We start from the raw sequence: 26,561 nt of genomic DNA, 5'->3' as shown, positions 1-26,561 counted from the left end.
CCTCATCCATACGAGAACCGGTTTCAATTAAAGCCGTACCGATTATAGTAAGCGAACCGCCGTTTTCAATATTTCTTGCTGCTCCGAAAAATCTTTTAGGTCTCTGAAGAGCATTAGCATCAACACCGCCCGTTAATACTTTACCTGATGACGGCACTACGGTATTATAAGCACGAGCTAAACGTGTTATCGCATCTACTAAAATTACCACGTCTTTTTTATGTTCTACTAAACGCTTTGCTTTTTTGATCACCATTTCTGCAAGCTGCACGTGCCTACTTGCCGGTTCATCGAAAGTAGAGCTAACAACCTCCCCACGCACGGAACGTTGCATATCGGTTACTTCTTCAGGCCTTTCGTCTATTAACAGTACTATTAAAAATACTTCCGGATTATTGGTTGTAATTGCATGTGCTATATTTTGTAATAATACGGTTTTACCTGTACGAGGCGGTGCTACTATTAATGCACGTTGTCCTTTACCCATAGGGGCAACAAGTTCAATAACCCGTGTACTAAAATCCTTACTATCTTTACTATTATTTTCAAGTTCTAATCCTAATTTTTCATCAGGATATAAGGGGGTTAAATTATCAAAATGAACACGATGATAAGCTTTAGAAGGGTCTTCAAAATTTACTCTATTGACTTTCAGTAAAGCAAAATAACGTTCTCCGGCTTTTGGAGCTCTGATCTGACCTTCTACAGTATCACCGGTACGCAGACCAAAGCGACGAATCTGACTAGGAGAAATATAAATATCATCAGGGCCTGCTAAGTAGTTTACTTCTGGCGAACGTAAAAAACCAAATCCGTCAGGTAGTACTTCAAGTACCCCCTCTCCCACTATTAAACCGCCCTGCTCTACGGATTTTTTCAAAATTGCAAAAACTAATTCTTGTTTAAGTAATGAATTAATATTTTCAATTTTTAATTCTTCTGCTTGAGCTTGTAGTTCTTCCGGTAATTTACGTTTTAATTGTTTTAAATTAATAATATTACCGTTTTCTGCAAAATTATTATAATTGTTATTGGATTCGGTATTGTTAAGTTCTGCTGTGGATTCTTTATTAGTTGTGTTCATTATTTTATTATTAATAGATTATAATTGAAAAGTTGAGTTAGCAATTAAGTTTAAAGGTAAGTAATATACTTATTTAAATTAGGAATCAAATTAGATTTTTAGAAAGTTTTATTTATTCTTGCGGTTTGAAGAATTATTTATCTTGTTAGCTTATAAGAGCTGTTTATGTATGTAAAAGCATACTAACAACGTTAATAGCACATTGTCAACCCAAATCGTCATTGCGAGCAGGTAATCGGTAAATGGTCATTGCGGGAAAATTACGAAGTAATCTTGGGAGTTTATTATTATTTCATGAGATTGCCGCACAGCTTACGGCTGCATAGCTCATGACGACCCTGGTAACCTCTTCTCGCAATAACGGATAAATCAATCCACGTAATTCTAGCAATCCTTTGATTTTAACAATAACACATTTGTATTAATTAATGGAATGCATACGTTTTTAACTTCATTTAATAAGGCCTCATTGCTTATTTCTTGGTTTAATTCGCTGCGTACCGCATCAAATATTTCTCTTAAACTTTTCTCTTCTACCATATATTTAAAAATATATTTAGTGTTTCTAAATATCGACATTGAGATATTAACATTATTTAATATCCCATTATTAATAGTAAAATTAATAGAATTATTTACTGCTGAAGGATTAGATTCCAAATGCTCATAAATTTGTTTAGCAAAATTGGCAATATTATGGAAGTATGGTATATTATCAAGGTCATCAAGAGAGGCTACACTATCTTTTTGATTTGATACGTAAAATGAATGTTTAATAATATTACCGGTAAGTATTTCGGAAATTGCTTCTCTAGTTACTTTATCCATCTTTTTAACTTTTTGTAGAAGTGAAAAATCTTTTATATAATTTTCCGGTCTTAATAAAATTTTCTCTAAAGGATCAAGATAATCAACAAAATTTAAGCTTGCTTTTTCTACGAATTCATATAACTCAGGAACGGAATAGGCTCTATCCTGTTTGTGCAGGAACATATCATAAACTCCGACGTCACCGAAATTTTGGTAATCTGAAAATAACTCCCAACCTCTTTTATACCAGTTAGTAGCAGGCAAATTATCTAGAATTAGCTTCCCGTTCATTACTTCTTCGACACGGCTTTTAGTATCTTTATTTATCATTTTCATTAAATCCTGAATTTGATAAACACCGGTACGTCCGTATTTAGCATATACCATTAAACCCATACCGCCGGTCGGCTTTAAAGAATCTTTTAGATTTTTTAAACCTTCATCAGGATTTGCTAAATGATGAAGCACGCCGGTACAATTTATATAATCGAATTTTCCAAGTTTTAGATTAGGTATATTTAATATTGAATCATTAATCCATTTAATATTTTTAAGACCTCGTACTTCTGCACGTTTTTGTGCTACTTCCATGCTAGGCTTGCTGAAGTCTAGATATATTATTTCGGCATTTTTATCTTTTAACTGCTCGGCAAGATAAATAGTCGAATCACCGGTGCCGCCGCCTGCTATTAAGCATCTAAAATTATTATTAAAATTTTCTTTTCCTTGATATAGAAAATGGTTTAATTCTCCTAAGAACTCACCGCACATTGCAAGTAAACATTTTTTTTCTTGATTTGGGTCTCTGACAGGATAAGGATAATCTTGATAATGCTCTTGTACTTCTGCTAAGTCTTTAGAAATTGTAGTATTTTTTGTTTTCTTTAAATTGCTCATAAATTATTATTTTTTAAGTTGTTATTATATATACTTGTCTATCTACTCTTTTAGAAGTATATCTTTTATAATTAATTGAATAGTATAATTATCTTGCCAATTATTAGTTTTTAACGTTCCTATTACGGCAATATTTTTTGCTTTAGGGCTTAATAAAACATCCTCAAATGCAGTTCCTACCGAATTAAAAGCAATAGCAGATAAGGCTTTGTTACCAAAGCCTCGCTTATTTGGAACAAGCATACATTTAATATGCTTACTTCCAACGATATCCGCTTTTAATACAAATAAATCATCGAATTTAAATATAGGCTCATGATTTCCTTGACCGAAAGGCTCTAAAGTGTTTAATTCCTCCATTAAAGGGAAATTCACACTATTAACTGTTAAATCAATATCATATTCCGCATGCTTATAATTTTCTAGTTTATTTATACTAATTCTAAAAGCATTGTTAAAAAAATTCTGCAATTCTTGTAATTTTTCAGCAGTTACGGTAAAACCTGCCGCCATAGCATGACCTCCGCCTGCTATTAGTAAATCTTTGCTTTTAGCATTGATAATTTCAGCACCAAAATCAATACCTAAAATAGAACGGCATGAAGCTTTACCAATCCCGTTATTTAAAGCTATAACTGCCACCGGCTTATCAAATTTTTCTTTTAATTTGCCGGCAACGATTCCTATAACGCCTGGATGCCATCCTTCTTTTACGATAAATAATAAACTACTATCTTGTTGTGTCAAAGCAATTTCCATCGCTTCTTCTATCATTAATAACTCAATTACTTTACGCTCATTATTATGTTTTTCAAGTTCTTCAGCTAATTTATTTGCTTCATTAGAACAACTAGTAGATAGGAGATTAGCCCCTAAACTTGACTTTCCTACTCTACCGCCCGCATTGATACGTGGACCTAAAATAAACCCTAAATGATAACATTTTGGTATTTCATTAAGCCCTGCCATATCATATAATGTTTTAATCCCTATATTTTGTCTTTTTTGCATTACTTTCAATCCGCTTGCAACAAATGCACGATTTAAGCCTGTTAATTTCATCATATCGCAAACAGTACCAAGAGCTACTAAATCTAGATACTTCATTAGATTAGGCTGAAGCATTGTTTGCGTGAAATAATTTTGCTTCTTTAAATTCGATAATATTGCAGTTGCAAATAAGAAAGCAACTCCTACGGCTGCCAAATGTTTATATTCGCTTTTTTCATCAATACGATTTGGATTTACTATAGCTACTGCATCCGGTAATATTTCCGTAGCTATATGATGATCGATTACTATAACATCAAGGTTAACGTCTTTTGCGTATTTTAGGGCTTCATGTGCCATAGCACCGCAATCAACCGTAATTAATAATTCTGTGCCGTTATCTTTAATTTTTTGCATAGCAAAAGGAGTTGGACCGTATCCTTCAGCTATACGATCGGGAACATAAATATCACATAGTATATTTAAATCTCTAAAAATATTTTTAAGTAAAGCAGCTGAAGTAGCACCGTCTACATCATAATCGGCAAAGATACATATTTTTTGGTTATTTAAAATAGCTGTAACGGTTCTATCTACAGCCTTTTCCATATCAAGTAGATGAAAAGGATCAGGTAATAAATTTTTGATTTTCGGTATCAAGAAATTTTCTACTTCCTCTAGATTATTTACTCTTAATGATACTATCCTAGCAAGTAAATCACTAATTTTGAAACTACGACATAACTCGGTGACTATATCTTCGTTAATCAGTTTCTGCTGCCAGATTTTACCGTTTATAGATGCTTGTGGTTTCATTTGTTTATTAGGCTGTATTTTTGCTGTGTATCGTCATTGTGAGTAGGCATTGTTGCGTATAGATCAATTTCACCTAATGCCTACTCACAATGACGATATATACTTATATCTCCAAAAGTTTTTTAGCTTCATCATCCGCAATTAAAGCTTCAACAAACTCATCTAATTGTCCGTTTTTAACTACTTCGTCTATCTTATAAAGTGTTAAGTTTATTCTATGGTCGGATACTCTTCCCTGTGGAAAATTATAAGTACGTATCCGCTCCGAACGATCTCCCGAACCTACCTGCCCTCTTCTGCTATCGGCTCTTTCTTGTTCCTTTTTACGTCGTTCTTCTTCATAAATTCTAGCACGTAGAATTTTTAACGCCTTTGCTTTATTTTTATGCTGTGACTTCTCATCTTGCAAGGCTACGGTAATACCGGTAGGGATATGAGTTATACGTACGGCAGAATCGGTAGTATTAACGTGCTGTCCACCAGCCCCTGAAGCTCTATAAGTATCGATTCTTAAGTCTTTATCTTCAATTTTAATATCAACCTCTTCAGCCTCAGGAAGTACTGCAACCGTTGCTGCCGAAGTATGAATACGTCCTTGTGATTCCGTTTCCGGTACTCTCTGTACTCTATGAACGCCTGATTCAAATTTGAGCTTAGAGAATACATCTTTGCCTTTTATTGACGCCGATGCTTCTTTATAACCGCCTATTCCCGTATCGGAAATTGCTAATATCTCAAAACGCCATCCTTTTAACTCAGCATATCTTTGATACATATTAAAAAGTACGGCAGCAAAAAGTGCAGCTTCTTCTCCGCCGCTTCCTGCTCTAACTTCAATAATAGCACTTTTACTATCCGCATCATCTTTCGGTAATAAAGCAATTTTTACGGCTCTTTCAAGTTTTGGTAACGAATTTTCAAGAGTGCGTATTTCGTCTTCAATCATTTCTAAAGTGGCATTATCAAGTCCCACTTCTAGCTTAAAATTATTTGCTTCTTCAAGCTCAGATTTAGCCTTATTATATTCTTTAATTTTTGCTACAACATCTTCAAGTTCTGCATATTCTTTAGATGCCTTAACAAACTCGTCTCCCATAATACCGGAAGATAGTTTGTTGCCTAAATTTTCGTATTTATCTAAAATTTTTGCTAAATTACCTGAAAAACGCATGTTATTTTATTGTGATTTGTTTATGGGTGAGATTTCAACGTTATTGCGAGAAAAAACTGAAAGTTTCGACGAAGCAATCTCAGGATATTGGACGAGATTACCACGCAGCCTATGGCTGCTCGCAATGACTACTTATATCAACATCAAAGCGGGACTCTCTATAAACTTTTTAAATGCTGCCAAGAACTCAGCACCGACTGCTCCGTCTACTACTCGGTGATCAGCAGAAAGAGTTACGTCCATAATTGTTGCTATAGTTATTTGATCATTCTTGACTATAGCACGTTTTGCACTAGCTCCGACGCCCATTATACAACTTTGCGGTGGGTTAATTATAGCATTGAAATTCTTAATACCGTACATACCGAGGTTAGAAATGGTAAACCCTCCGCCCTGAAATTCTTCAGGGGTTAATTTATTATCTTTTGCTTTCTTTATTAATTCTTTCATTTCACGAGATAGTTCTAGAATGTTTTTTTGATTGGCATTTTTAACTATCGGCGTAACAAGCCCGTTCTCAATCGCTACCGCTACTGAAATATCGACATTATTGTAATATCTAATTGCATCTTCTCCCCAGCTAGCATTGGCATTTGGCACTTCTTGTAAAGCTTTGGCTACTGCTAAAATAATAAAATCATTAACCGATATCTTTGTTGATTTATCTTCAGAAAAAGATTTATTAATGTCTTCTCTTATATCTAACAATTTATCGACATTACATTCTATAGATAAATAAAAATGTGGAATTGTTTGTTTAGATTCAAGCAGACGCTTGGCTATAATCTTGCGGATATTATTATTTGGTACTAAACGATATTCTTCAGGATTTCTGCTAACTATTTTATTATGAGCAGTGCTAGGAGTATATGATAAGATATCTTGTTTGACTATTCTACCGTGCGGACCGCTACCTTTCACGCTCTCAAATCTAATATTTCCCATTTTTGCAAGTCTTTTTGCAAGCGGTGAGGCGAATATTTTACTAGCATCATGTTTTATAACTGTTACCTGTTCTTTTACATTAGCTATATTCTCGTGGGGTTTTGGAAGATTAGCATCTGTTTTCGGTGACGGTGATACACTATTATTTTTTGTAATAAACGCATCAATGTCCATTTTATCTTCTCCCTCTTCACTTAACACGGCAATTAAAGAGTTAACAGGTACATTTTGACTATTTTGTGGGATAACTATTTTGGCAAGTATACCTTCGTCTACTGCTTCTACTTCCATCGTTGCTTTATCGGTTTCAATTTCAGCAATTACTTCTCCAGGATTAACTTTGTCCCCTTCTTTTTTTAACCACCTAGCTAGATTTCCTTCCGTCATAGTTGGAGATAAAGCAGGCATTAAAATTTTAATCGGCATAACTTATTTAGATTTGATTTTTTATTGTTGTTATTACACGTCGTTGCGAGGAGAGGCAAAGCCTCGATGCGGCAACCTCATGAAACAGTAAAATTCCTGAGATTGCCACACTCTCTACGTTCGCACGCAATGACGATTTGAGTAGCTATTGCACCTTAATATCAGGGCTAACGATCATTATCATCTGCTTACCTTCCATTTTAGCATGCTGATCGATTTTAACGAGTCCTTCGAGCCCTACTTCTATACGTTTAAATAGTTCCTGACCGACCTCTTTATGAAGAATCTCTCGTCCCTTAAACCATAAAGAAATTTTTACTTTATCTCCGTCTTTTAAAAATTCTTTTATTTTTCTTAACTTAGTTTCAAAATCACCTATACTAATATTAGGTTTAAATTTCATTTCTTTAAGTACGACGGTTTTTTGCTTTTTGCGTGCTTCATGCAAACGTTTTTTGCTTTCGTACTTAAACTTACCAAGATCTAGAATTTTACAGACAGGGGGTACAGCATTCGGTGATATCTCGACTAGGTCAAGACCGGCTCTTTCCGCCATGTCTAATGCTTCTCTAATATTTACGATGCCGTGCATTTCGCTGTTTTCGTCTACTAAACGAACTTCTCTAGCTCTGATTTCTCTATTAGCCTTAGGAAAATTATTTTTAGAAATAAAATTTCTCCGTATTATGTTTATAAATAAATATATATTGCATTTAACTTATTTTATTTAAAATTACAAGTAAATAAAATATTTTATCTTTAATTTTATTTAGAAAGTTTTAAAAAAAAAATTGAAACTACAAGGCAAATTCCAAATATTAATAAACAGATTCGTGTTAATTTAGCGACTCTTTCCTGTATTTTCAAGTTTTTTAGGTCTATAGCATGCTTATGAGCTTGTTCTTTTTGTGCCATATGCATTAATTCCTGTAAAGTACCGGGATAAACACTCTCATACTCACTGATTAAATCAATTGGCGGTAATATATGTTCAAATTTTTTACGGTAAAAATTATTATCAGGTTCGTTTACACTAAAAGTCTTAGCATAACCTTTATTTAATCTATTGTTTTTGTTAAAAAAACGTTTAGTCTCTTTCATATTCCTTTTTTATTTTTTGAAATGTATATGATATATTACTTTCAACTATTTTAAAATAATCAATTAATTGCGTTTCTTTTTTTTGCTGTTGTTTGGAGCCTTTCATATTTATTATATTCTTTAGCTCTGCATATACTAGTTTTATAAAATTTTGTTTCATTGATTATACTAAATTTATAAAATCTGTTTTTGGTATTAGCGGTTCGCCCCTAAATTTATTATATAAAGGTAAATTTATAGCGTTATTAAATTTATTGCAATAGGTTATAAAATTTTTATCACATTCGGCAGTAATTTTTACTTCCTTGGCATCTTTAACATAATCCGGTATAATATCCTCTAATATAATCAAATCACCGAAATTGCTTAGAATTTTACTGTTAAAACGATTTTCACTGAATATAATTTGACCACTGTTATAATAGCCGTTTTCTTTATCTAAATCTAGTATTCTTAAACTTTCCTTGAGCATTTCTTTAATCTTATATATGCCACTATATAGTATTATTTTAAATCCATTGTCGTCGTAATGCCGTTTTCCTCAAAAATACCTTCAATGATTATATGGTTTTGTGCAGAATCGTTAAATTCCGCTTCTTTTAAATCTAAACCGGAATTCGGTAAAAAAACTCTCTCTTCACTTTTTATAGCATGATCGCTATTTGTTAAGTTTAATTCCTCACCACTAGCTCGCTTAATTTGAAAACAATAAACAAAATTCGTAAGCTTTGTAATTACCTTTTCAATCGTAATACTCATTCACCTCCACTAACTCTATGTTGGATAACGCTATAGAATCGTCATTACAATAAGAATATTCAAAACTATCTATACTAAATCTAACTGTTACGTCAAAAGTAAAATCAGCAGTTAAAATTACATCTTGACCTAAGAGACTTGGTAAGGTCACTATATCATCATTGTAATCTACAATGCCCATAGTTCTTACATTATTAATATATAGAATTACACTATTATTAATCGGTTTAGTGATAACTCGTTCGTAAGGAGCAATAGGATCGCTATATATCTTCCTTAGCTGAAATTTATTTAAATTACCATTCCCTTTAGCAATAACTTCGTTAATTCCTCTATTATCTGCATAATTCCTAAATCTCAAAGCAAAATTACTTCCACGTCTTGCTTTAAAAAAGCTATTAAATTACTCAAATTCCGTACTGCTTAACCTTGCATTTTTGATTAAATATTTCTGACAGCCATAGTTGCGATCTAAATGTCTTGCTTCTCTACCGGATTTAGTTATAGCATGAGAAGTAGAAAATTCCGGCTTCCCAACTGCAAAACTTTCAATAAATTCCGGCATGCGTATATCGTGAAAATTCATAAGATATCTGAGTTGTTAATTAAAAAGAATAAGATCATTTTTAATTAAAGAGCGAAAATCTTCATTCATATCTATATTCCATCTTTTTATATCTATATGTATTGATATATCAGATTTGTCTAGTGCTTCCCTAATTTCAAGTAAAACTTCATAATTAATATCATCCATAATACAAAGATCAAGATCGGAGAATTTTTTTTGCGTTACCTTTAATCCTTGAACCTTAGGTATAAAATTTATAAGGATATTTCCCAAGTATAGAACGTAATATTAACAAATCTTGCTTTTCAATCTGAACCACTATATTTCTCCAAATTATTTATAAGCTCGTTTAAAGCATCAGAAAAATCATCAAAAATACTAATTACTAGTTCTAAATTTTTTTCATTATAAGTATGAACCGTAATGTTACGAATCTCTATAAATTTAAACCATATTCTAGGGTCAGAAATCAACCCGCTAACCGCTGCTTCCCGAAATATATCTTTTAAAATATAAGGTGTTTTGCCGGATTTTTCACAAAAGCGTTTCATTGTTTTCCAAGCTAGTTCATAACAAAGTTCAAAAGATTGGATACTGCTGGCTTTATTCTGCTCAGTATCTAAGTGTTTACGAAACTCTTCGAATTTCTTCCTTGATTTTAATAGACTACTTATATCTAGCCCTGCGATTAAATGCGTTTTATACTCCTATTTTTTGCTTTAATAATGCCTGATAATTCATTACCAGTTTTGTACTGACTAAGTCTTTGCTAGTTTGAAACTCTATTTTATTTGTTTTTATACCAGCAACATTTTCAAATGAGTGATGCTCTATTTTATCGCTTATTTTACTAGCAAGGCTTAGAGCAATATTACGGTTTTTATCATTAGTAAAAATACATATTTCAAATTCCAGCTGCATTATCATTTTGTACATTAGTAGATATATTATTAACATTCAATATATTAACAAGTAAGAACGGATATTTTGCATCCTGAACAACAGAAAAATGTATTTTATTAATTTTAGTTTTGATTTCATTATTGTTTATAAGTAATTTATACAAACTTAGCTGCAAATTATAGATAAAATCATGATACATATAGTTCCAATGCTATTATATTTAAAAATTTACCCTTTTCTTCAACGTTAATAATTCGTTTAATTTCAAATTTCCGTTCTTTAAATAAAATACGCATTTTAGTAGTGATATTTTTAATAAATCTTATTTTAAATAAAAAATATCCTTCTGTTATTATATGTCCGAAGCTTATATTTTCTAGAGCAAGGAATTTACTATCGCATAGTGGTTTAATTTCGGCATAGCTTGTTAATTTCTCTACCCGTCTATCCTCTTCCATTTCTTCTCCTGCGATATTTTTTAAAAATTTAATTTGATGCTGAAAATTTTTCACGACTGTTTTTGTCATTTTATTACCTTTTAAATTAAGTAAGATGTCCTCCTAGCGTACTTGTAGGCGTTGCCTGCATGGATTGTTTATGTCATTCCCGCGAAGGCGGGAATTCAGTAATAAAAAGGTATAAATATATTGAATTTTTAATATTAAAAGCTCGATTTATCTCGCTTTACCATGGATTCCTGCCTACGCGGGAATGACATACAAGTATATCTAATTAAATACCCTACTCTTAATAGTTTCTTGGTTCACACCACATCACCCCCTACTCTCTTTACGGCATAAAACTTTACAAAAGGCTTTTCAGTGTAAGGATCACGTATAATATTAATACCGCTTCTATCTACTATTTTATAACCTGCTTTAAAATCACCTATCGCTATAGCATTTCCCTTTTTATCTATAGGAGGCATAGCGGAACTACAAACTATCAGTACTCCAAATATAGTTTGCTTAAAGGAATCGGATAGTGAAGACTGCCAAATAAAATATCCTTGGTGATCCTTTAAGCTTCTGAACTTCGGATAAAGTAATACGATTCATGAGCAAAGTTGCATTCATTAAATATTCTTCTTTAAGGGAATTTATAAAATCAAGCAGCCCATCGGCGGTAATTTTATTACCCATCTTAATCTTCTCGATTTTATCATGGTCAGGTGATAAAATATCTCTAGGTTTTTTTATATCGTCACCATTGATAAACGCATTATTTTCCATTTTAACGAAACTATCACGCAATCTTTCACCGAACCAATTTTCAACCCTAATAGTCATATCCTCAAGTAATGCCTGGCTAGCTTTAGACTGTGCATATAGTTCATGAACAAAAATACGCTACTGCTTTAACTTCGTTGCCGAAGTCTCTTCTCGAGCTTCTACTGCCCCAATCCAGCCATTGCTAAATTTGCCGTCCTCGCTTATTATATCAAGTGCATTCGTGGCAATTGTTTCAATCGAAGCTAACTGCCTCATTGGTGATCTAGCATTTATTTTGGTGATGCTACTGTTATATAAAGTCTGTAATATTAAAACGCTCCCTGCTTCCGTATTACTGTTTAGAGATGACTTTTGCATAAGCCCATTATCTTCGCCTTTACGTACGTAATTAATAAACGAGTTTTTTATATAAAAACCTATAGATAATCCGTCTATTGCTCCTTGCTTTATTAGCTCTATCGCCACCATTCCTGCCTTGATCTTATTATTTATCCCCGCTTCCATTTTTAAACCGTGATCATCTTCAGCCAAATGAGTAATAATCCCGATAGACTTTTTACTGTCGTGTTGCCAAAGAAATTTTACGTTATGATAAGAAGCATTTGCAAAAGCCCCCTTCACAAGTGTATCATTATGATGATCGATAAGATTATAAACACTCGCATAGCCGATAATTACTACCTACTTTATCGGTTATGGATTTTATTTCCATATTGTCGAAAGTTTGATTGCTGTAGATTATTTTTTTCATATATTTATTACCTATTTTCTGTTATCATCCCGTGACTTGACCGGCTTTGTTGCATGGCTCGAAAAACCTACTCAATGTCATTCCCGCCTACGCGGGAATGACATAAACCTATCCACGCAACAAGGCTAGCTTGGCCACGAGATCCATAAAAAGATTTAAAAAGACTGGATCTAGCTTACAAGTCGCGGGATGATAGGAGTAACATTTAAGATATCAAATATTTACTATCATCAGTAGATTTTGTACCCATCAAAGGTACTTCTTCAAGTTTTTCGGCTTCTTCTTCCGGCATTTCAAAAGATAATAATGTTGAATAAGAATATTCAAATTTGCAAAAATGCCATGCTTTATCAAATTGCTCATTGCAATCTCTAATAATTTTTTTAACATCATTACTTATGCATTTAAAATTACGATAATAAAATAACTTATTAGAAGTAATAGTAATAGCAAGACTATCTAGCTGCTTTTCTAAACACTTAGTATTAGTAATCATTCTTAAAGGAATATTTTGGCATGATTTATATCCAAGTTTTTGACCTATTAAAATAATATAATCACCAAAAACTAAATCCGGTAAAATATCGTAAATAGTACCGCTATAATAAAGCTGCGATACTTCACCAAGTAGCATAGCACAGGTCAAATTTTCTACTGCCAACTCAAATAATAGATTAAATGCTTTTTTAGTATAAGAGAGCCATTTATCGTGAAAAACAAAAAACATTTCTTGTTGTCTTAAACCTGTCTTAAGTAACTAATTTACCGGTGATAGATAAAAGATTTTATTGTTTTTATAGAATTAAACATTTTTTAACGAAGCAATTATTATTTTTTTCTGTATCTTCGCCTAACCCAAGAATCTCTATTTGTTGTGCGGTATTTAATTCTGTCTGCTGTAAGGGAACAGGTGGTGGAGGTTTTTTATTATCAGCATTATTATATTTTGTCGGTTCATTTACTTTAGAAAGCAGCATTAACATGCTTAAACTATCATTTTTTTAGGCTTATCTAATGATCCACTTAATTCTAACGATGTATCAGGTTGCGTTAATAGCTCTGGAGTATTAGATATATTGTGTGACGTGTTATCGATAATACTGAATATGTCTTTTATTTCAGTATCTTTTATACATTCAATATATTACATAAATTATATTTTGAGGTTATTATTTTATCTCATCTTCGTCTATAGTTATTGAGGATACAAGCCCTGAATAGTCTATTGTTACAAATATACGGAGGCTATCAAGAGTGAGATTAAAATTTGTAATAATTTCATCCTCGTTAATTGTGAAAGGATCTTCACTATTTTGCTGTTGACATATTTCAATAGTTTTTACGTGAGTAACAACACTTGGTTTGAGAAATTTTTCATTAATATTTACTGACAATAAGGAGGTATTTATATATTTTTCATGCTTAAGTTCTCTTCCGACTAAGACCATAATATCTCTAAATTGTGTTATATTTATATTTTGAAGTTCAGAATTAGGTATTTTTTATTACTTCGTCATATAATTCTACTAAACCTTCACATGCGTTATTATTACCCGTAAATAATGTACATTTAAAAGCTTTTTCAATTTTATAAAAATCTTGCATTAATGTACGAATGTTATTAGAAGAAAGTTTTTTAAATTCGTTTAATTGCTCATATGCATTTGTTAAAAACTCTTGAGATAGATAACTTGGGTTGTTATTCTCTTGGAGCATATATTTATTACCTTGTTAAATTGAAGCTTAAGTAGAAGTTAACAAAAATTAAATCTAAAATTTAAATTTAGTAATATTTTTGCTAAAAAAAAGTTCGGCAGTGGAAAAAGAGATTATTTTTTTGGAAGGTAGTTGCAATATTATTCTGCCGGTATTATCGATATCTTTAAAAAGACAGGTTACTATATCATTTTGATGTTTAACGCTAATATTTTCATATAACTTATAAGCATGTTCTAACCATTTTTTTCTAATAAAAGGAAAACCGTTATTATGCCAAATTTGATAATATTCTTCAAAATTTTCTATTAATATCTCAAGTAAAGCTTGCGGTTCTATAGGTGGTAGATTTTCGCTTATTAAGCTAGTAGTAGGCTGGTCGATATTATCAGGGTGATAGGTAATATTAATGCCGATACCGATAATAAGGTAATAATTATTTTCTACTTTAACAGATTCAAGAAGTATACCGGCAATTTTCCGATCGTTAATTAATACATCATTGGGCCATTTTAGTTGTATAATGTTATTTTCGTTCCTTATGTCATTCCCGCTTGCGCGGGAATGACATAGAGAACTATGGGAGTGACATAAAGAGGTTATACTATCATAAATGCTAAGTGCCGTAACAAAAGATAATTGCGGCAATAATTCTAGCTCTTTATCAGGCTTTATTAGTAAACTTACATGTAAGTTACCTGACCTAGACTGCCAGTTTTTGCCGCTTCTACCACGTCCGTTAGTTTGAGATTTGGCAAGTACTGCATAGTTTGAATCAATTTTAGCATTCTGAGCCATTTTCATAGCCTCAGAGTTTGTACTGTCTAGCTTGTCAAAAACAATTAGTTTAAATTTACCGATATGCATTTTTTTTAGTAGCCGTCATTGCGAGGAAAGGCGAGCTTTGTTGCATGGTTCAAAAAACCCGCTCGATGTCATTCCCGCGAAAGCGGGAATGACATAAAAACACCTAACTCACCCCTTACTGACATGACTTGTAGTTACACTATGTTTGTTTTGCATTTTTGGTGCTTCGCTTTTACTCTTAGTTATAAAGCTTTCTAAATCTTGTTTAGTAAATTTAAACTTAGCAATATTTTCATCAAAGGTTTTAGTTTTATCAAATCTTACATCTTTATTTTTATCTATTCCAAGTATCTCAATGAAACTATCTTTTATTTTACTTGAAGCAGCAGTATCGTTTAAGGTATACAACAAAGCGTTCAATGAGTTTGTATCGGCTTTTAGTGTATTATTACGACTAGTTGCAGCAATAATTATATATTCTTTAAGCTTTTTATTTAATTCTTTTTCGTTTAATGCTCCGGTTTTACAAAATGATAATAACATCTTGGCTTTATCATCATGATTTTCAATAACTCCTTCTTGCCATTTAGAAGTATTATTTTCTTTTGACAGAATAAACATTTCTAACAATTTAGTGCCAAATGTTTTATGTAGATTTTTATTATCATAAACTTCATAAACATTTAGTAGAAATTTTTGATGGTTAAATATTTTATCTGCTTCTTTGCCAAGGTCATGATTATTCAAATGTTCTCTAGTTTGATAATATCCTTTAATATGCAAATAATCAGAATATTTTTGTGCATCTTTGAAATCCAAAGTATCTATTCCGGCAGTATCTAGAATAACAGTGTTTAAAGCATTTTCACGTAACTGCTCATTAGTTGCTCTGAGAGTTTCAGTATATTTAAATTTTCCTCCTACTTTTGCAAGCGTCTTAAATAATATATCAGCTAAAAACTTTACGATATCACTTGGGCTTTCAAATTTTTTTGCACTATAATATAGCAATATTTGCATCAGCTTCCATACCCATACCAAAAGCCATAGCTAGAGTTCTATCTTGCTTTTTAGCTAAGGTAATCTCCTCCATATTATCAGTTACTGCTTTTGTATCAAATTCCGGTTCATTGCCTTTAAAATATTTTGTCGGTATATTATCTCTATATCCACCTTCGATATATTTTTTACTGTCAATTTCTACCGGCTTAAAAACAAGCGGTATAGGAGCAGAAGCACGGCAAGCTAAAGCAATTTCAACATTTGGTGTATCAAAGCTATTGAAAATAGTTAGTTCACTTGTCTCTTGCTGAGTTGCCGTAATTACTAAATCCTTATACTGCACTGGATCGTATTTTTGTAGTAACGCTATATCCTTAAAATATATTTTACCGTCTTTTTGGTTGTATCTTTCTCTTAATTCATCAAGAGCTTTATCATCTTTAACATTTACTATATCTGATCTCTGTAAAAAATTTCCTATATTTTCTTTAATAACAAGTTCTAATAGAGCATATAAAGGTTTACCGTTTTTATTTAACTGTACTATATCCGCAGAAAATCCTTTTTTTCTAAGTAAAGTTTGCAGATTTGTATTTTTAGAAATTTCTTCAAATCGCTCAGGCGGTGTCCCAAGAGCTACCACTGTGGCAGTTATAGCACCAGCGGAAGAACCTGCTACCGCCTTGACATTATCTAAAATACCAGCTTTTTTTGCTGCCTCATAAGCTCCGGAATATATTGTTCCCTTAGCTCCTCCTCCACTAAAAGCTATATATTTGATAGGAGCTTTCTGTGCTTGCTCTAACTCCTGCAATGTTTTTGTTTGATTGCTAGAAGATTGTTGAATTTTTTTTAGGTCTTTTAACTCTTCTAATATATCAGATTGCTCATTAACTACAGGAGTTTTTGATTCTTGCTTCAGATTATTAATAATAGGATGTTTTCTTACCTTTATATCAGCCATAGTTTTATTTTATTAAGTTATCTTCTACAAACTTCCAGTTAATCATATGCTTAATAAATATGTCAACATAATCAGGTCGTTTATTACGATAATCAATATAATAAGCATGTTCCCATACATCACATGCAAGAAGCGGCTTCATACCATTTGCTATAGGTGTACCGGCATTAGTGGTTTTGATAATTTGTAACCTATTATCGTGATATACAAGCCATGCCCAGCCGCTACCGAACTGCCCTACTGCCTCTTGCTTAAACTGTTCGCAAAACTCTTCAAAATTACCGAAATCTTTATTAATCTGTTCTAATATTTTACCGCTTGGCTTACCTCCGCCCTGCGGCTTTATTGAATGCCAAAAAAAGGTATGATTCCATATTTGGGCTGCGTTATTAAAAATAGCCGTATTTGAGTTTTGTGATGACCATTCTATTATTTCTTCTAAATCTTTTTTGTGTAATTCTTCTTTATCTTTGAGTAAATTGTTTAGATTTTGTACATAAGCATTATGATGCTTACCATGATGATAATCAAAAGTCTCAAGAGTAAAATGTGGTTTAAAACTTTCTTTCTCATAAGGTAAATCAGGTAAGATAAAAGGATATGAAGTTTGATTAGATTTGTTGCAATAGGTCATGTTATTTTCTCCTATGTTGGTTTTTATATATTTATAGCGAGAATCAATACGTCATTGCGAGGAAAAATTGAAAATTTTGACGAAGCAATCTCAGGAGTCCTACTTTATGAGATTGACACGCTCCTTGCAGTTGCTCGCAATGATGATTTAGTATCCACGCAGGAATGACATTATAGTAACTTATAAAAATCGGAAGCTAAATAAAGCGATCCGGTTATTATAATATTGGCTTTATTATCGCCGTTTATCTTCTTTATATCACTAATCGCTTCTTCGAGTGAGTCGCTTTCGCTAAAATCAATACCACTCTTTCTGCCTTCCAAATTTATTGTTTCTGCACTATAGCTTAGCGGTTCGGATAAAACTTTAACGCCGTAACCTTTAATTGTCAAACCCTTAAAGTAAGAGCAAAATTCCTCAATATTCCTATTTTTAGTCATACCGAGTATTAAATATATCGATGATTTTAAATTATCACGCACCCAATTTGCCAAAACTTGAGCTCCGCTATTATTGTGAGCTGCGTCTATCCAAATTTGAACATTATCACCTATTAATTTAGAATATTTTTTCGGTTCTATTTTTTCGATTCTAGCAGGCCAAATAGTATTTTGTAATCCTTTAGCAATAACCTCATTATTAATATTAAATTGTTTGTTAATAAGGCTTATTAAGGCAATAACGCTTGCAGCATTTATTAATTGATGATCACCAAGTAGCGAAGGAGTCGGAAACTCATAGGTAAAATTTCGTGATGAATAAATAAATCCGTTGTCCGTCTTTTTAATACCGAAATCATATTCATAACAGAAACTCGGTACTTCTAACTCTTCAGCCTTTGCAAATAATGTTTCATAAACTTCCAAAGCTTGCATACTTATAACGCAAGGAACGCAAGACTTCATAATACCAGCTTTCTCAACTGCTATTAGGGGTAATGTATTACCCAGCATATGCATATGATCATATGAAATAGATGTAATTAAAGTAATTAACGGTCGTTCTACTATATTTGTTGCGTCTAACCGACCGCCTAGTCCCGTCTCTAAAATTAATATATCGGCTTTTGTTTTCTCAAATGCTAGAAACGCTGCTGCCGTAGTACCTTCAAAGAAGCTAGGTTCAATATTAAATTTTTCGCTTGCTACCCTTACCTGCTCACAAACCTGCCATAATTCATTATCCGAGATTTTCTCACCTGCTACTACGATTCGTTCATTAAATTCTAATAAATGAGGAGATGTATAGCAATGTACCTTATAACCGGCAAGCGTAAAGATGCTTTTAAGCATAGCACTGCTTGAACCTTTACCGTTTGTACCTGCTATATGTATGACGGGAGGAAGCCTTAAATGAGAGTTACCTAAGGCTCTTAAAAGTCTTGCTATATTTTCAAGATCATATTTAATGTTATTTTTCCAGGTCGGCACCGGAAAATGCGGCATTAGCATTGTTATTGATTTTTTTCATGAATGATAGAGTTATACCATATTTGTTGTCAACTTAAAGATCGATGCCATTCCTGCAAAGGTGATGTTTTTGCATGGCTCGCAAAACCTACTCGATGTCATTCCCGTGCAAGCGGGAATCCAGGGTAAAACGAGATAAATCGAGCTTTTAAAAAGCTTAAAAGTAGGGGATTCCCGCTTGCGCGGGAATGACATCGAAACTTTAGATCAACTGTTTTTAGGCAATACTGAAGTTCATCGAGTTTTTGGTTTTACTGTATTGATAAGTCCAATTAATAATACTGATTTAATTATTCCCGGTATTATAAAAGGTAATACGCCGCCGTAAAATGCACCGCTTGCTCCTAAGAGTGTAGAGAGCCACATCCAGCCTAAACTCATAATAATTATATTACCGATCAAACATAAAGATATCTGATTTAACCATTTATTAGAAGTGAAAATTTTATCTCTTAAGCGAGCCATAACATATACGGCAATTACAAAACCTGCTAGATATCCTCCGGTAGGACCGAATAATATTCGTAAACCGCTTGAAAATTCTCCGAACACAGGGATTCCCATTGCTCCAAGAGTTATGAAAGATAATATTGTTAAAGGTGCGATAGTCTTATTATATGTAAGTCCGATGAATATCACTGCAACCGTTTGCAATGAAATAAATATAGGCTTTATAGGTATTACTATTTGCGAACAAATAGTAAGTAATGCCACTCCTAAAACTATTTCTATTGCTTGCCTTGTGGTTAACGGTAGTGAGATTGAATTAAGTTGCATAAAATTATCGCATGATTTATTTTTAAGTAATTACACTAAATAGAATTATATAATGTCCTTGTCAAGAATATAAAAATGAAAATAAAAATTTATAATGATCTAGGAGTTTCAAAAGAAAGTATTAAGCATTGTGTGCATACCTTAAGACTTTATGCTCCAAAGTATAACGTAGATTATATTACTGCACAAGAAATTATAGATGAAAAGTGGGTTCAAAACACCTTATTACTTATTTTACTCGGTGGAAGAGATTTATACTATGTACAAAAATTGCAAGGCAAAGGAAATGCTAATATAAAGAATTATATTAAAAACGGTGGTAATTTTCTTGGGATATGTGCAGGCAGTTACTACAGCGGTAACTATGTAGAATTCGCTAAAGGAACAAATATAGAGGTGATAAGTAAAAGAGAATTAAAGATTTTCAATGGAACGGTTAGAGGACCATTGCTTGCTCCTTATTATTACAACTCACATAAAGGAGCAAGAGCCGCTTATCTAAAAATAAATCCAATACTTAATTTAAATATTAAGGATTGTTATGCTTTTTATAATGGCGGTGGATATTTTATTGATGCAGAAAATACCAAAGATACTGAAATAATAGCAAGTTATGAGGATTCTCAGGCTGCAATAATAAAATGTACTTATGGCGACGGGATAGCTATTTTAAGTGGAGTTCATCTTGAATATGAGCCTGCACTCATAAAAAATCAATCTCTTAATAATATTCATAAAATACTAAAAGCTCATGATACGAAAAGAATCAAATTATTAAATTATATATTAGACTTCTTCGGAAACACGCAGCACAGCATCGCAGCATACATAGAAATGCGAGCAGCGAATTGACGCACAAATTACCTCTAGAAGTAGAGTTTCCGAAGAAGTCTATTCAAAAATCTAAATCTGTATAATAGTTTGGAGGGGTAAAGCCAGGGATTCTATCTTGTAGTAATAACCTAAAAGCCGGTCTTGATTTAATTAATGAATACCAATGTTTGATAAGCGTCCATTTATCCCAATAAATCTCACCGAAATAATCGAGTACCGATAAGTGACAACTTGTGGCAATATCGGCAATAGTTAGTGAATCCGATACAAGATAACTTCTTTTTTCTAGTAAAGAAGTTATATATTCTAAGTGATAATTTAAATTATTTTTTGCAGCACGTAAAAACTCGGTTCGTGGGCTGCTCATTTTAGCAATTGATCTTATAACTTTTTCATCGATAATAATCTTAGTAACTTCACGATAAAATTTATCGTTAAACCAAAAGAATAATCGTCTAATTTCGCAACAAATATCAATATCTTCATCTAAAAAATTAAAATTCGGATATTTGCTATTAAGATATTCAACAAAAGGATAAATACCTACCACAAATAAGCCGTATGATTCTGCTAAAATAGGTAAAGTTCCGGCAGGATTTATTTTTAAGAAATCTTTATTGAATTGCCAATAATCTTCTTTAATCGTAGTAAATTCTATATCTAATTCTTTTAAGAAGACACGGGCTTGTCTTGAAAGAGGACAAATAGGATAATGATATAACTTTTTCATTAAATTGTGTTACAGTCCTAGTCATTCCGCGACTTGATCGCAGGATCTATCAATATTTAATATTTATTAAGCTGCTTTCTAAGCTCCCGCGATCAAGTCGCGGGATGACAATAAGGTCTATAAGCCGGATTCTGTATGAATATAAATTCATTGCAGTTATTTATCTAGGATAAACGTTACCGTTTACCTCAAGCGATCTACCCGCATTACAAGCCGGTTAGAGATAACCCGGGAACTTGATAAGTTCTGTAACGCCTATTTGATCTTGCTCTTGATGGGGTTTACCATGCGTAATTTGTTACCAACTTACCGGTACGCTCTTACCGTACCTTTTCACCCTTACCAAAAATACTCGATCAACTTCAAAAATTGGCTGCGTCATTCCACAAGTACTACGGTACTCACGTATTAAGTATACGCTCCGTTCCTTGTCTTGTGAACTCCTAGCTCTTTTTGAAGTTGATCTTTGTATTCATACTTGGCGGTGTATTTTCTGTGGTACTGTCCCTAAAGTAATAATACTCTGCCGGAGATTAACCGGCACCATACCTCTATAGAGTCCGGACTTTCCTCGTGATCTATAGCTTTGCTATATCATCACGCAACTGCACGACCATTTAGAATTATGGTCAATTTTCTTAAATTAGTCAATAACATTTAGAATAAGTTCAATTAACTTATTAGGTTCTGTGAAGGTTTCTAATTGATTTGCTATTTTGAGATATTTTTTAGCGAAAATTAATAAGATTTTTTTTGAAAATTTGACTTTTGTACACAGAATATAATTAAATTAATAAGTATAATAACAAATTTAAAATTTCAACTATTTTATTAAAGATATTCTTAATTTAACGTTGCTACTATTTTTTTCATACTGTATAAATATGTATGTAATGCTCCTAAACACATAAATTGTTAGCAAATTTTGATATATGATATGAAAAAATTAATTTATTATTTTGGCAGTAATGGTAGTGATGGAAACGCTAGCATGAAAAATATACTTGGTAACAAAGGTGCCGGTCTTGCCGAAATGTCCAACCTAAAACTACCTATTCCTGATGGTTTTACAATAACTACAGAGCTATGTAATTACTTTTATACCCACAATAATAACTTTCCTAAAAACTTTCAAAGTGACTTACAAAAAGCTATCACCGAACTTGAAATAACTACCGGTAAAATTTTCGGCAGTACAAGCAATCCTTTGTTATTATCGGTGCGTTCAGGCTCTATGATTTCAATGCCTGGAATGATGGATACTATCCTTAATCTTGGAATGAATAACGAAGTGTGTAATGCTCTTGCGGATTCCTGCGGTGATAAACGATTTGCTCTTGATAGTTACAAAAGATTTTTAGAAATGTACGGTTCAACGGTATTATCTATACCTAGTGATCTATTTGAACAAATTTATGAAAAGCACAAGATACAAGCCGATATTCATAAAGATAGCGATATTACCGTAGAATTATTAGAAAAAATTATTGATGATTTCAAACGGTTACATATTAAATATACTAAGCAACTAATTAATGATCCTTATGAACAGCTAGAATCGGCAATTAAAGCGGTGCTATATTCTTGGATGAGTAATAGAGCGGTTATATATAGAAAAATCAATAATATTTCGGAGGATTTCGGTACGGCTATTAATATCCAAGCAATGGTTTTCGGTAATTTAGGTAAAACTTCAGCTACGGGAGTTGCTTTTACTAGATCACCTTCTACAGGAGAAAAAAAGCTCTTTGGAGAGTTTTTAATAAATGCTCAAGGTGAAGACATAGTATCGGGAACTAGAACACCTATGCCTATTATTGCAAATGATTCAAATTCTATGCAAGCAATGATGCCGGAAGTGTTTAAGGAGTTATCACAAATTGCGCAAAAGCTTGAAGAACATTACTTAGATATGCAGGATATAGAATTCACTATAGAAAATAATAAGCTATATATTTTGCAAACACGTACTGCAAAAAGAACAGCCATCGCTGCTATTAATATTGCCGTACAAATGGTAGAAGAAAAGCTTATTTCTAAAGAACAAGCCTTAATGCGAATCGATCCGGAATCATTAAATCAATTATTACATACAAGAATTGATTACGGTAATGGGCTTACTTCTATTGCTGAGGGGCTACCTGCTTCTCCTGGGGCTGCAACAGGTATTGCAGTATTCTCACCTTATGATGCCGAAAAATTATCTCATCATCATAAAGTAATTTTAGTACGCCATGATACTAGTCCTGAGGATATTAACGGAATGCATGTTTCTTCAGGTATTTTAACTATTAGAGGGGGAATGACTTCACATGCTGCAGTTGTGGCAAGAGGTATGGGGAAGCCTTGTGTTTGCGGTACAAGTAATTTATCTATAGATGAGAAAAAGCAAATATTAACAGCAGGTGACATAGTTATTAAACAAGGTGATATTATAACGATTGACGGAGGTAGTGGTAAAATCTTCTTAGGTGAAATGCCGTTAATTCAACCTACTTTCAGTGAGGAATCAAAATTAATTTTAGATTGGGCAGACGAGATTAGTAGCTTAAAAGTTCGTGCAAATGCTGAAACAGTTAACGATGCTTTAGTATCTATAAAGTTTGGAGCTCAAGGTATAGGTTTATGTCGTAGCGAACATATGTTTTTTGATAAAAATAAAATTCCTTTAGTAAGAGACATGATTATTGCTCCTGATATAGAACGGAGAAAGCTTGCCGTGCAGAAATTATTACCTCTGCAAACTGAGGATTTTAAAGCTTTATTCAGAGTAATGAAAGATAAACCGGTAAATATTAGATTACTTGATCCGCCGTTACATGAGTTTTTACCTACCACCGAAGAAGATAAAAAGAATTTGGCCAATAGCTTAAATCTACCTTTATCCATGATTAATCAACGTCTTCATGCTATGCATGAAGTAAATCCTATGCTCGGTCACCGTGGATGTAGACTTGGTATATGTTCGCCGGAAATTTACCAAATGCAAATTGAAGCAATTTTTACAGCTATTTTTGAGCTACATAAAAAAGAACATATAGAATGTAACTTAGAATTAATGATTCCTTTAATTAGCAATGTAGGTGAAATAAAAAAGCTTAAAATGGATATTTATGCGGTAATAGAGGAATTAGAGCAACGTTATAGATATAAGTTTTCCTTTACGCTCGGTACTATGATAGAATTACCCAGGGCAGCACTCGGCAGTAAGAAAATAGCTAAGGAAGTTGACTATTTTAGTTTTGGTACTAATGATTTAACTCAGACTACATATGGAATTTCTAGAGATGATATTGCTTCTTTTCTTCCATATTATTTAGAAGAAAAGATTTTTGAATCCGATCCATTTACTACTCTCGATGAAGAAGGAGTAGGAGAATTAATTGAAATTGCTATAAAACGCGGAAAAAGCAGTAATGCTAATTTGAAACTCGGAGCTTGCGGAGAACATGCAGGGAACCCTGCCTCTATAGAATTTTTTCATAGAATGAATTTAAACTATGTTTCTTGTTCTCCATACCGTATCCCTATAGCAAGAATCGCCGCAGCACAAGCTAAAATTAAACACGGGTGATAAAGGCGTTGTTGCGAGTGGGTATTGATACCTATAGTACCGGACATTTTCGTTCTATGTCATTCCCGCATTGTCTTGTTGCGTGAATCAATTTCACCTCTGTCATCCTGTGGCTTGACCACGGGATCCAGTTAAAAATACTAAAATTATTAGTATTTTTTATTGTTTGTTGGACCCCGTGGTCAAGCCACGGGGTGACACAGTGGGTTTTACCGGTCCACGCAATGACCAAAAAATTATTTACAAATTAATATGATCATAATACCGATATTAAGCATTTTTGGGTTTTCGTCTTTTTTTGCTAAATATTTCAAAACAAAATTGACTTTCGCTATTCCCGTAATAATAAGTATATTAGTACCGATTTTATATTGTTTTACTATGTTAAAGCTATTACCGGCTGCAACATATATATGTTATTTCATCGGTATATTTTTAGCTTTCATGTCATTCCTGCATTTCATAGGCGTTGTTGTAAAGGTTGGCTCCGCTCCTGTCATCCCGCGACCAAGTCGCGGGATCCAGTTAAAAATGTTTAGTATTTTTAAGTTATATTTTTGGATACCGTGGTCAAGCCACGGTATGACACCGCATGCATTTCTTGATCTACGCAATAATACCTCCTTCATGTCATTGCTGTGGGAGCAGGAATCTAGAAAAAATATAATTGAAATCATTGTATTTACTTTATTGATTCTTTTGTTTTTTCTTTATACCAGAGATGCATCGCTGCATGCTTATGATGATTTCTCACATTGGGGAATATTTACTAAAGAATTGTTATATTTCGGTGTTTTTGAAAATCAGTCTTCGTTAACTTCCATTATTACTACTCATGCCCATTATCCAAGAGGAGCTGCCGTTTATCATTATTTTATGCTGCTACTTTCAGGTTATTCGGACGGTAACGTATTATTTGCTCATTTCTTAGTACATTTAGCATTTCTAGCTCCTTTAGCTGCAAATAAGAAATTGTGGCAAACTGGAATGTTGTTTTCACTTTTACTTTGCGGCGTAGTATTATATACGACCGGAATTCGTTCAATATATAACGATAGTACTATTGGCTTAATGTTCGGAGCTATTTTTGCAATTTATATCCTTGCGGAAGACAAGAAAAAAGCATTATTGCTTATTTTACCTATTACGATATTACTTGCCTCTTTCCGAGAAATTGGAATATGGCTTGCTAGTTTTGCTTCGATAATTCTTATAGCTCATTATACAATTTTTTATAAAAAGCCTAAAAAATCAAGTGATTATATTACGTATCTGATTTTACTTACTTTACCTATTTTGTGTAATTTTATTTGGATGAGTTATTTTAAAAATACCCATGATTTTTTTGACAGATGTGAACATAGTTTTAGCAATTTAGTATATATTGCTGAAAATTTTAATGAACAGCATAGATCCTTATTACTAAATTATGGTAAATTTCTCTTGTTATTCTTATTAAAAGAAGGAAGTTTAGTTGTATATACTATTTGTATAGCTGCATGGTACGGAATTCGTAAATATAAACCGGATTTGCTGAAAGAATATAAATTTTTCCTGATAAATACGTTTGCGTGTTTTATAATTTTTGCTTTGTGGCGGTT

29 protein-coding genes, 1 other RNA gene and 3 pseudogenes are annotated in these 26,561 nt (G+C 32.7%); 3 read left to right on the top strand and 30 right to left on the bottom strand.

The features are described 5' to 3' along the window. The 27 genes and pseudogenes from rho to RGRA_RS0104300 all read right to left on the bottom strand — a co-directional run. Positions 1-1,084 (bottom strand): transcription termination factor Rho (gene rho / locus RGRA_RS0104440; protein WP_024547307.1); only part of this gene is annotated, 1,084 nt, incomplete at its 3' end. A gap of 384 nt (positions 1,085-1,468) precedes the next feature. Then, positions 1,469-2,791, bottom strand: coding sequence for a class I SAM-dependent methyltransferase (locus tag RGRA_RS0104435; RefSeq protein WP_017442915.1), 1,323 nt, complete (start codon positions 2,789-2,791; stop codon positions 1,469-1,471). A gap of 42 nt (positions 2,792-2,833) precedes the next feature. Further along, complete coding sequence (gene recJ, locus RGRA_RS0104430; RefSeq protein WP_017442914.1) at positions 2,834-4,597, bottom strand: single-stranded-DNA-specific exonuclease RecJ; 1,764 nt, start codon at positions 4,595-4,597, stop codon at positions 2,834-2,836. 103 nt (positions 4,598-4,700) lie between these two features. After that, positions 4,701-5,768: a peptide chain release factor 1 gene (gene prfA / locus RGRA_RS0104425; RefSeq protein WP_017442913.1), complete on the bottom strand. Its 1,068-nt coding sequence runs from the start codon at positions 5,766-5,768 to the stop codon at positions 4,701-4,703. Positions 5,769-5,900: 132 nt separating this feature from the next. Then, positions 5,901-7,139 (bottom strand): pyruvate dehydrogenase complex dihydrolipoamide acetyltransferase, encoded by a 1,239-nt coding sequence (locus tag RGRA_RS0104420; RefSeq protein ID WP_017442912.1) that lies wholly within the window; start codon positions 7,137-7,139, stop codon positions 5,901-5,903. 145 nt (positions 7,140-7,284) lie between these two features. Continuing rightward, positions 7,285-7,773 (bottom strand): translation initiation factor IF-3, encoded by a 489-nt coding sequence (gene infC / locus RGRA_RS0104415; RefSeq protein WP_236609800.1) that lies wholly within the window; start codon positions 7,771-7,773, stop codon positions 7,285-7,287. Between the two features lie 131 nt (positions 7,774-7,904). Then, a complete protein-coding gene (locus RGRA_RS0104410; protein ID WP_024547306.1) occupies positions 7,905-8,240 on the bottom strand; it encodes a DUF2335 domain-containing protein in 336 nt (111 codons plus the stop codon). Beyond that, positions 8,227-8,400, bottom strand: a complete 174-nt coding sequence (locus RGRA_RS12310; RefSeq protein ID WP_169720531.1) for a hypothetical protein — start codon at positions 8,398-8,400, stop codon at positions 8,227-8,229. The genes RGRA_RS0104410 and RGRA_RS12310 overlap by 14 nt, the downstream gene beginning before the upstream one ends. A gap of 3 nt (positions 8,401-8,403) precedes the next feature. After that, positions 8,404-8,712: a phage BR0599 family protein gene (locus RGRA_RS10585; protein ID WP_017442909.1), complete on the bottom strand. Its 309-nt coding sequence runs from the start codon at positions 8,710-8,712 to the stop codon at positions 8,404-8,406. Positions 8,713-8,744: 32 nt separating this feature from the next. Beyond that, entirely contained in the window at positions 8,745-8,999 is a 255-nt protein-coding gene (locus RGRA_RS0104395) for a baseplate hub domain-containing protein (protein ID WP_017442908.1), read from the bottom strand. Continuing rightward, a pseudogene (locus tag RGRA_RS14350) lies at positions 8,983-9,585 on the bottom strand (phage distal tail protein, Rcc01695 family). The gene RGRA_RS0104395 and the pseudogene RGRA_RS14350 overlap by 17 nt, the downstream one beginning before the upstream one ends. Before the next feature lie 15 nt (positions 9,586-9,600). Continuing rightward, positions 9,601-9,840 carry a hypothetical protein gene (locus RGRA_RS08885; protein ID WP_017442905.1) on the bottom strand — a complete coding sequence of 80 codons (240 nt, stop codon included), beginning with the start codon at positions 9,838-9,840 and terminating at the stop codon, positions 9,601-9,603. A 32-nt stretch (positions 9,841-9,872) separates the two neighbouring features. Then, positions 9,873-10,241, bottom strand: coding sequence for an HI0074 family nucleotidyltransferase substrate-binding subunit (locus RGRA_RS0104375; RefSeq protein ID WP_084520575.1), 369 nt, complete (start codon positions 10,239-10,241; stop codon positions 9,873-9,875). Between the two features lie 25 nt (positions 10,242-10,266). Beyond that, complete coding sequence (locus RGRA_RS13420; protein WP_236609798.1) at positions 10,267-10,488, bottom strand: hypothetical protein; 222 nt, start codon at positions 10,486-10,488, stop codon at positions 10,267-10,269. Further along, positions 10,472-10,633: a hypothetical protein gene (locus tag RGRA_RS13415; protein ID WP_236609797.1), complete on the bottom strand. Its 162-nt coding sequence runs from the start codon at positions 10,631-10,633 to the stop codon at positions 10,472-10,474. The genes RGRA_RS13420 and RGRA_RS13415 overlap by 17 nt, the downstream gene beginning before the upstream one ends. Positions 10,634-10,658: 25 nt before the next feature. Continuing rightward, positions 10,659-10,997, bottom strand: a complete 339-nt coding sequence (locus tag RGRA_RS0104365; protein WP_017442903.1) for a phage head closure protein — start codon at positions 10,995-10,997, stop codon at positions 10,659-10,661. Between the two features lie 236 nt (positions 10,998-11,233). Next, positions 11,234-11,470 carry a phage major capsid protein gene (locus RGRA_RS14105; protein ID WP_269077353.1) on the bottom strand — a complete coding sequence of 79 codons (237 nt, stop codon included), beginning with the start codon at positions 11,468-11,470 and terminating at the stop codon, positions 11,234-11,236. Further along, positions 11,439-12,323: pseudogene (locus RGRA_RS11795) on the bottom strand (phage major capsid protein). Before RGRA_RS11795 ends, RGRA_RS14105 begins: the two are co-directional and overlap by 32 nt. Before the next feature lie 335 nt (positions 12,324-12,658). Then, entirely contained in the window at positions 12,659-13,180 is a 522-nt protein-coding gene (locus RGRA_RS08870) for a hypothetical protein (protein ID WP_236609796.1), read from the bottom strand. A 67-nt stretch (positions 13,181-13,247) separates the two neighbouring features. Further along, positions 13,248-13,436, bottom strand: coding sequence for a hypothetical protein (locus RGRA_RS0104340; RefSeq protein ID WP_017442900.1), 189 nt, complete (start codon positions 13,434-13,436; stop codon positions 13,248-13,250). Positions 13,437-13,622: 186 nt separating this feature from the next. Then, entirely contained in the window at positions 13,623-13,901 is a 279-nt protein-coding gene (locus RGRA_RS0104335) for a hypothetical protein (RefSeq protein ID WP_017442899.1), read from the bottom strand. 43 nt (positions 13,902-13,944) lie between these two features. Further along, positions 13,945-14,169: a hypothetical protein gene (locus RGRA_RS0104330; RefSeq protein ID WP_024547302.1), complete on the bottom strand. Its 225-nt coding sequence runs from the start codon at positions 14,167-14,169 to the stop codon at positions 13,945-13,947. Between the two features lie 54 nt (positions 14,170-14,223). Beyond that, positions 14,224-15,036, bottom strand: coding sequence for a biotin--[acetyl-CoA-carboxylase] ligase (locus RGRA_RS0104325; protein WP_024547301.1), 813 nt, complete (start codon positions 15,034-15,036; stop codon positions 14,224-14,226). 108 nt (positions 15,037-15,144) lie between these two features. After that, positions 15,145-16,942, bottom strand: a pseudogene (locus RGRA_RS10560) (patatin-like phospholipase family protein). A 4-nt stretch (positions 16,943-16,946) separates the two neighbouring features. Then, positions 16,947-17,576, bottom strand: a complete 630-nt coding sequence (locus RGRA_RS0104310; RefSeq protein WP_017442950.1) for a superoxide dismutase — start codon at positions 17,574-17,576, stop codon at positions 16,947-16,949. 170 nt (positions 17,577-17,746) lie between these two features. Then, a complete protein-coding gene (locus tag RGRA_RS0104305; RefSeq protein WP_017442948.1) occupies positions 17,747-19,027 on the bottom strand; it encodes a folylpolyglutamate synthase/dihydrofolate synthase family protein in 1,281 nt (426 codons plus the stop codon). A gap of 252 nt (positions 19,028-19,279) precedes the next feature. Continuing rightward, on the bottom strand, positions 19,280-19,822 hold the full coding sequence (locus RGRA_RS0104300) for a biotin transporter BioY (RefSeq protein WP_017442947.1): 543 nt from the start codon (positions 19,820-19,822) through the stop codon (positions 19,280-19,282). 75 nt (positions 19,823-19,897) lie between these two features. On the opposite strand from RGRA_RS0104300, the gene RGRA_RS0104295 reads away from it, so the two are divergent. Beyond that, positions 19,898-20,674, top strand: a complete 777-nt coding sequence (locus tag RGRA_RS0104295; RefSeq protein WP_017442946.1) for a BPL-N domain-containing protein — start codon at positions 19,898-19,900, stop codon at positions 20,672-20,674. A 43-nt stretch (positions 20,675-20,717) separates the two neighbouring features. Here RGRA_RS0104295 and RGRA_RS0104290 read toward each other — a convergent pair whose 3' ends face one another. Further along, positions 20,718-21,386: a glutathione S-transferase family protein gene (locus RGRA_RS0104290; protein WP_017442945.1), complete on the bottom strand. Its 669-nt coding sequence runs from the start codon at positions 21,384-21,386 to the stop codon at positions 20,718-20,720. 104 nt (positions 21,387-21,490) lie between these two features. Further along, positions 21,491-22,007, bottom strand: an RNA gene (rnpB, locus tag RGRA_RS09695) — RNase P RNA component class A. A gap of 316 nt (positions 22,008-22,323) precedes the next feature. On the opposite strand from rnpB, the gene ppdK reads away from it, so the two are divergent. Further along, on the top strand, positions 22,324-24,960 hold the full coding sequence (gene ppdK, locus RGRA_RS0104285; RefSeq protein ID WP_017442944.1) for a pyruvate, phosphate dikinase: 2,637 nt from the start codon (positions 22,324-22,326) through the stop codon (positions 24,958-24,960). A 236-nt stretch (positions 24,961-25,196) separates the two neighbouring features. Here the strand turns inward: ppdK and RGRA_RS14340 are convergent, their stop codons facing one another. Then, positions 25,197-25,313 (bottom strand): pyruvate phosphate dikinase, encoded by a 117-nt coding sequence (locus RGRA_RS14340; RefSeq protein WP_157668026.1) that lies wholly within the window; start codon positions 25,311-25,313, stop codon positions 25,197-25,199. Between the two features lie 28 nt (positions 25,314-25,341). On the opposite strand from RGRA_RS14340, the gene RGRA_RS0104280 reads away from it, so the two are divergent. Further along, positions 25,342-26,561, top strand: a 1,220-nt coding sequence (locus RGRA_RS0104280; RefSeq protein WP_029662633.1) for a hypothetical protein, incomplete at its 3' end; no start/stop codon positions are given.

The organism is Rickettsia gravesii BWI-1 (genome assembly GCF_000485845.1).
Taxonomy (GTDB): Bacteria; Pseudomonadota; Alphaproteobacteria; order Rickettsiales; family Rickettsiaceae; genus Rickettsia; species Rickettsia rickettsii.
This window is presented reverse-complemented; position numbering and strand designations above follow the sequence as displayed.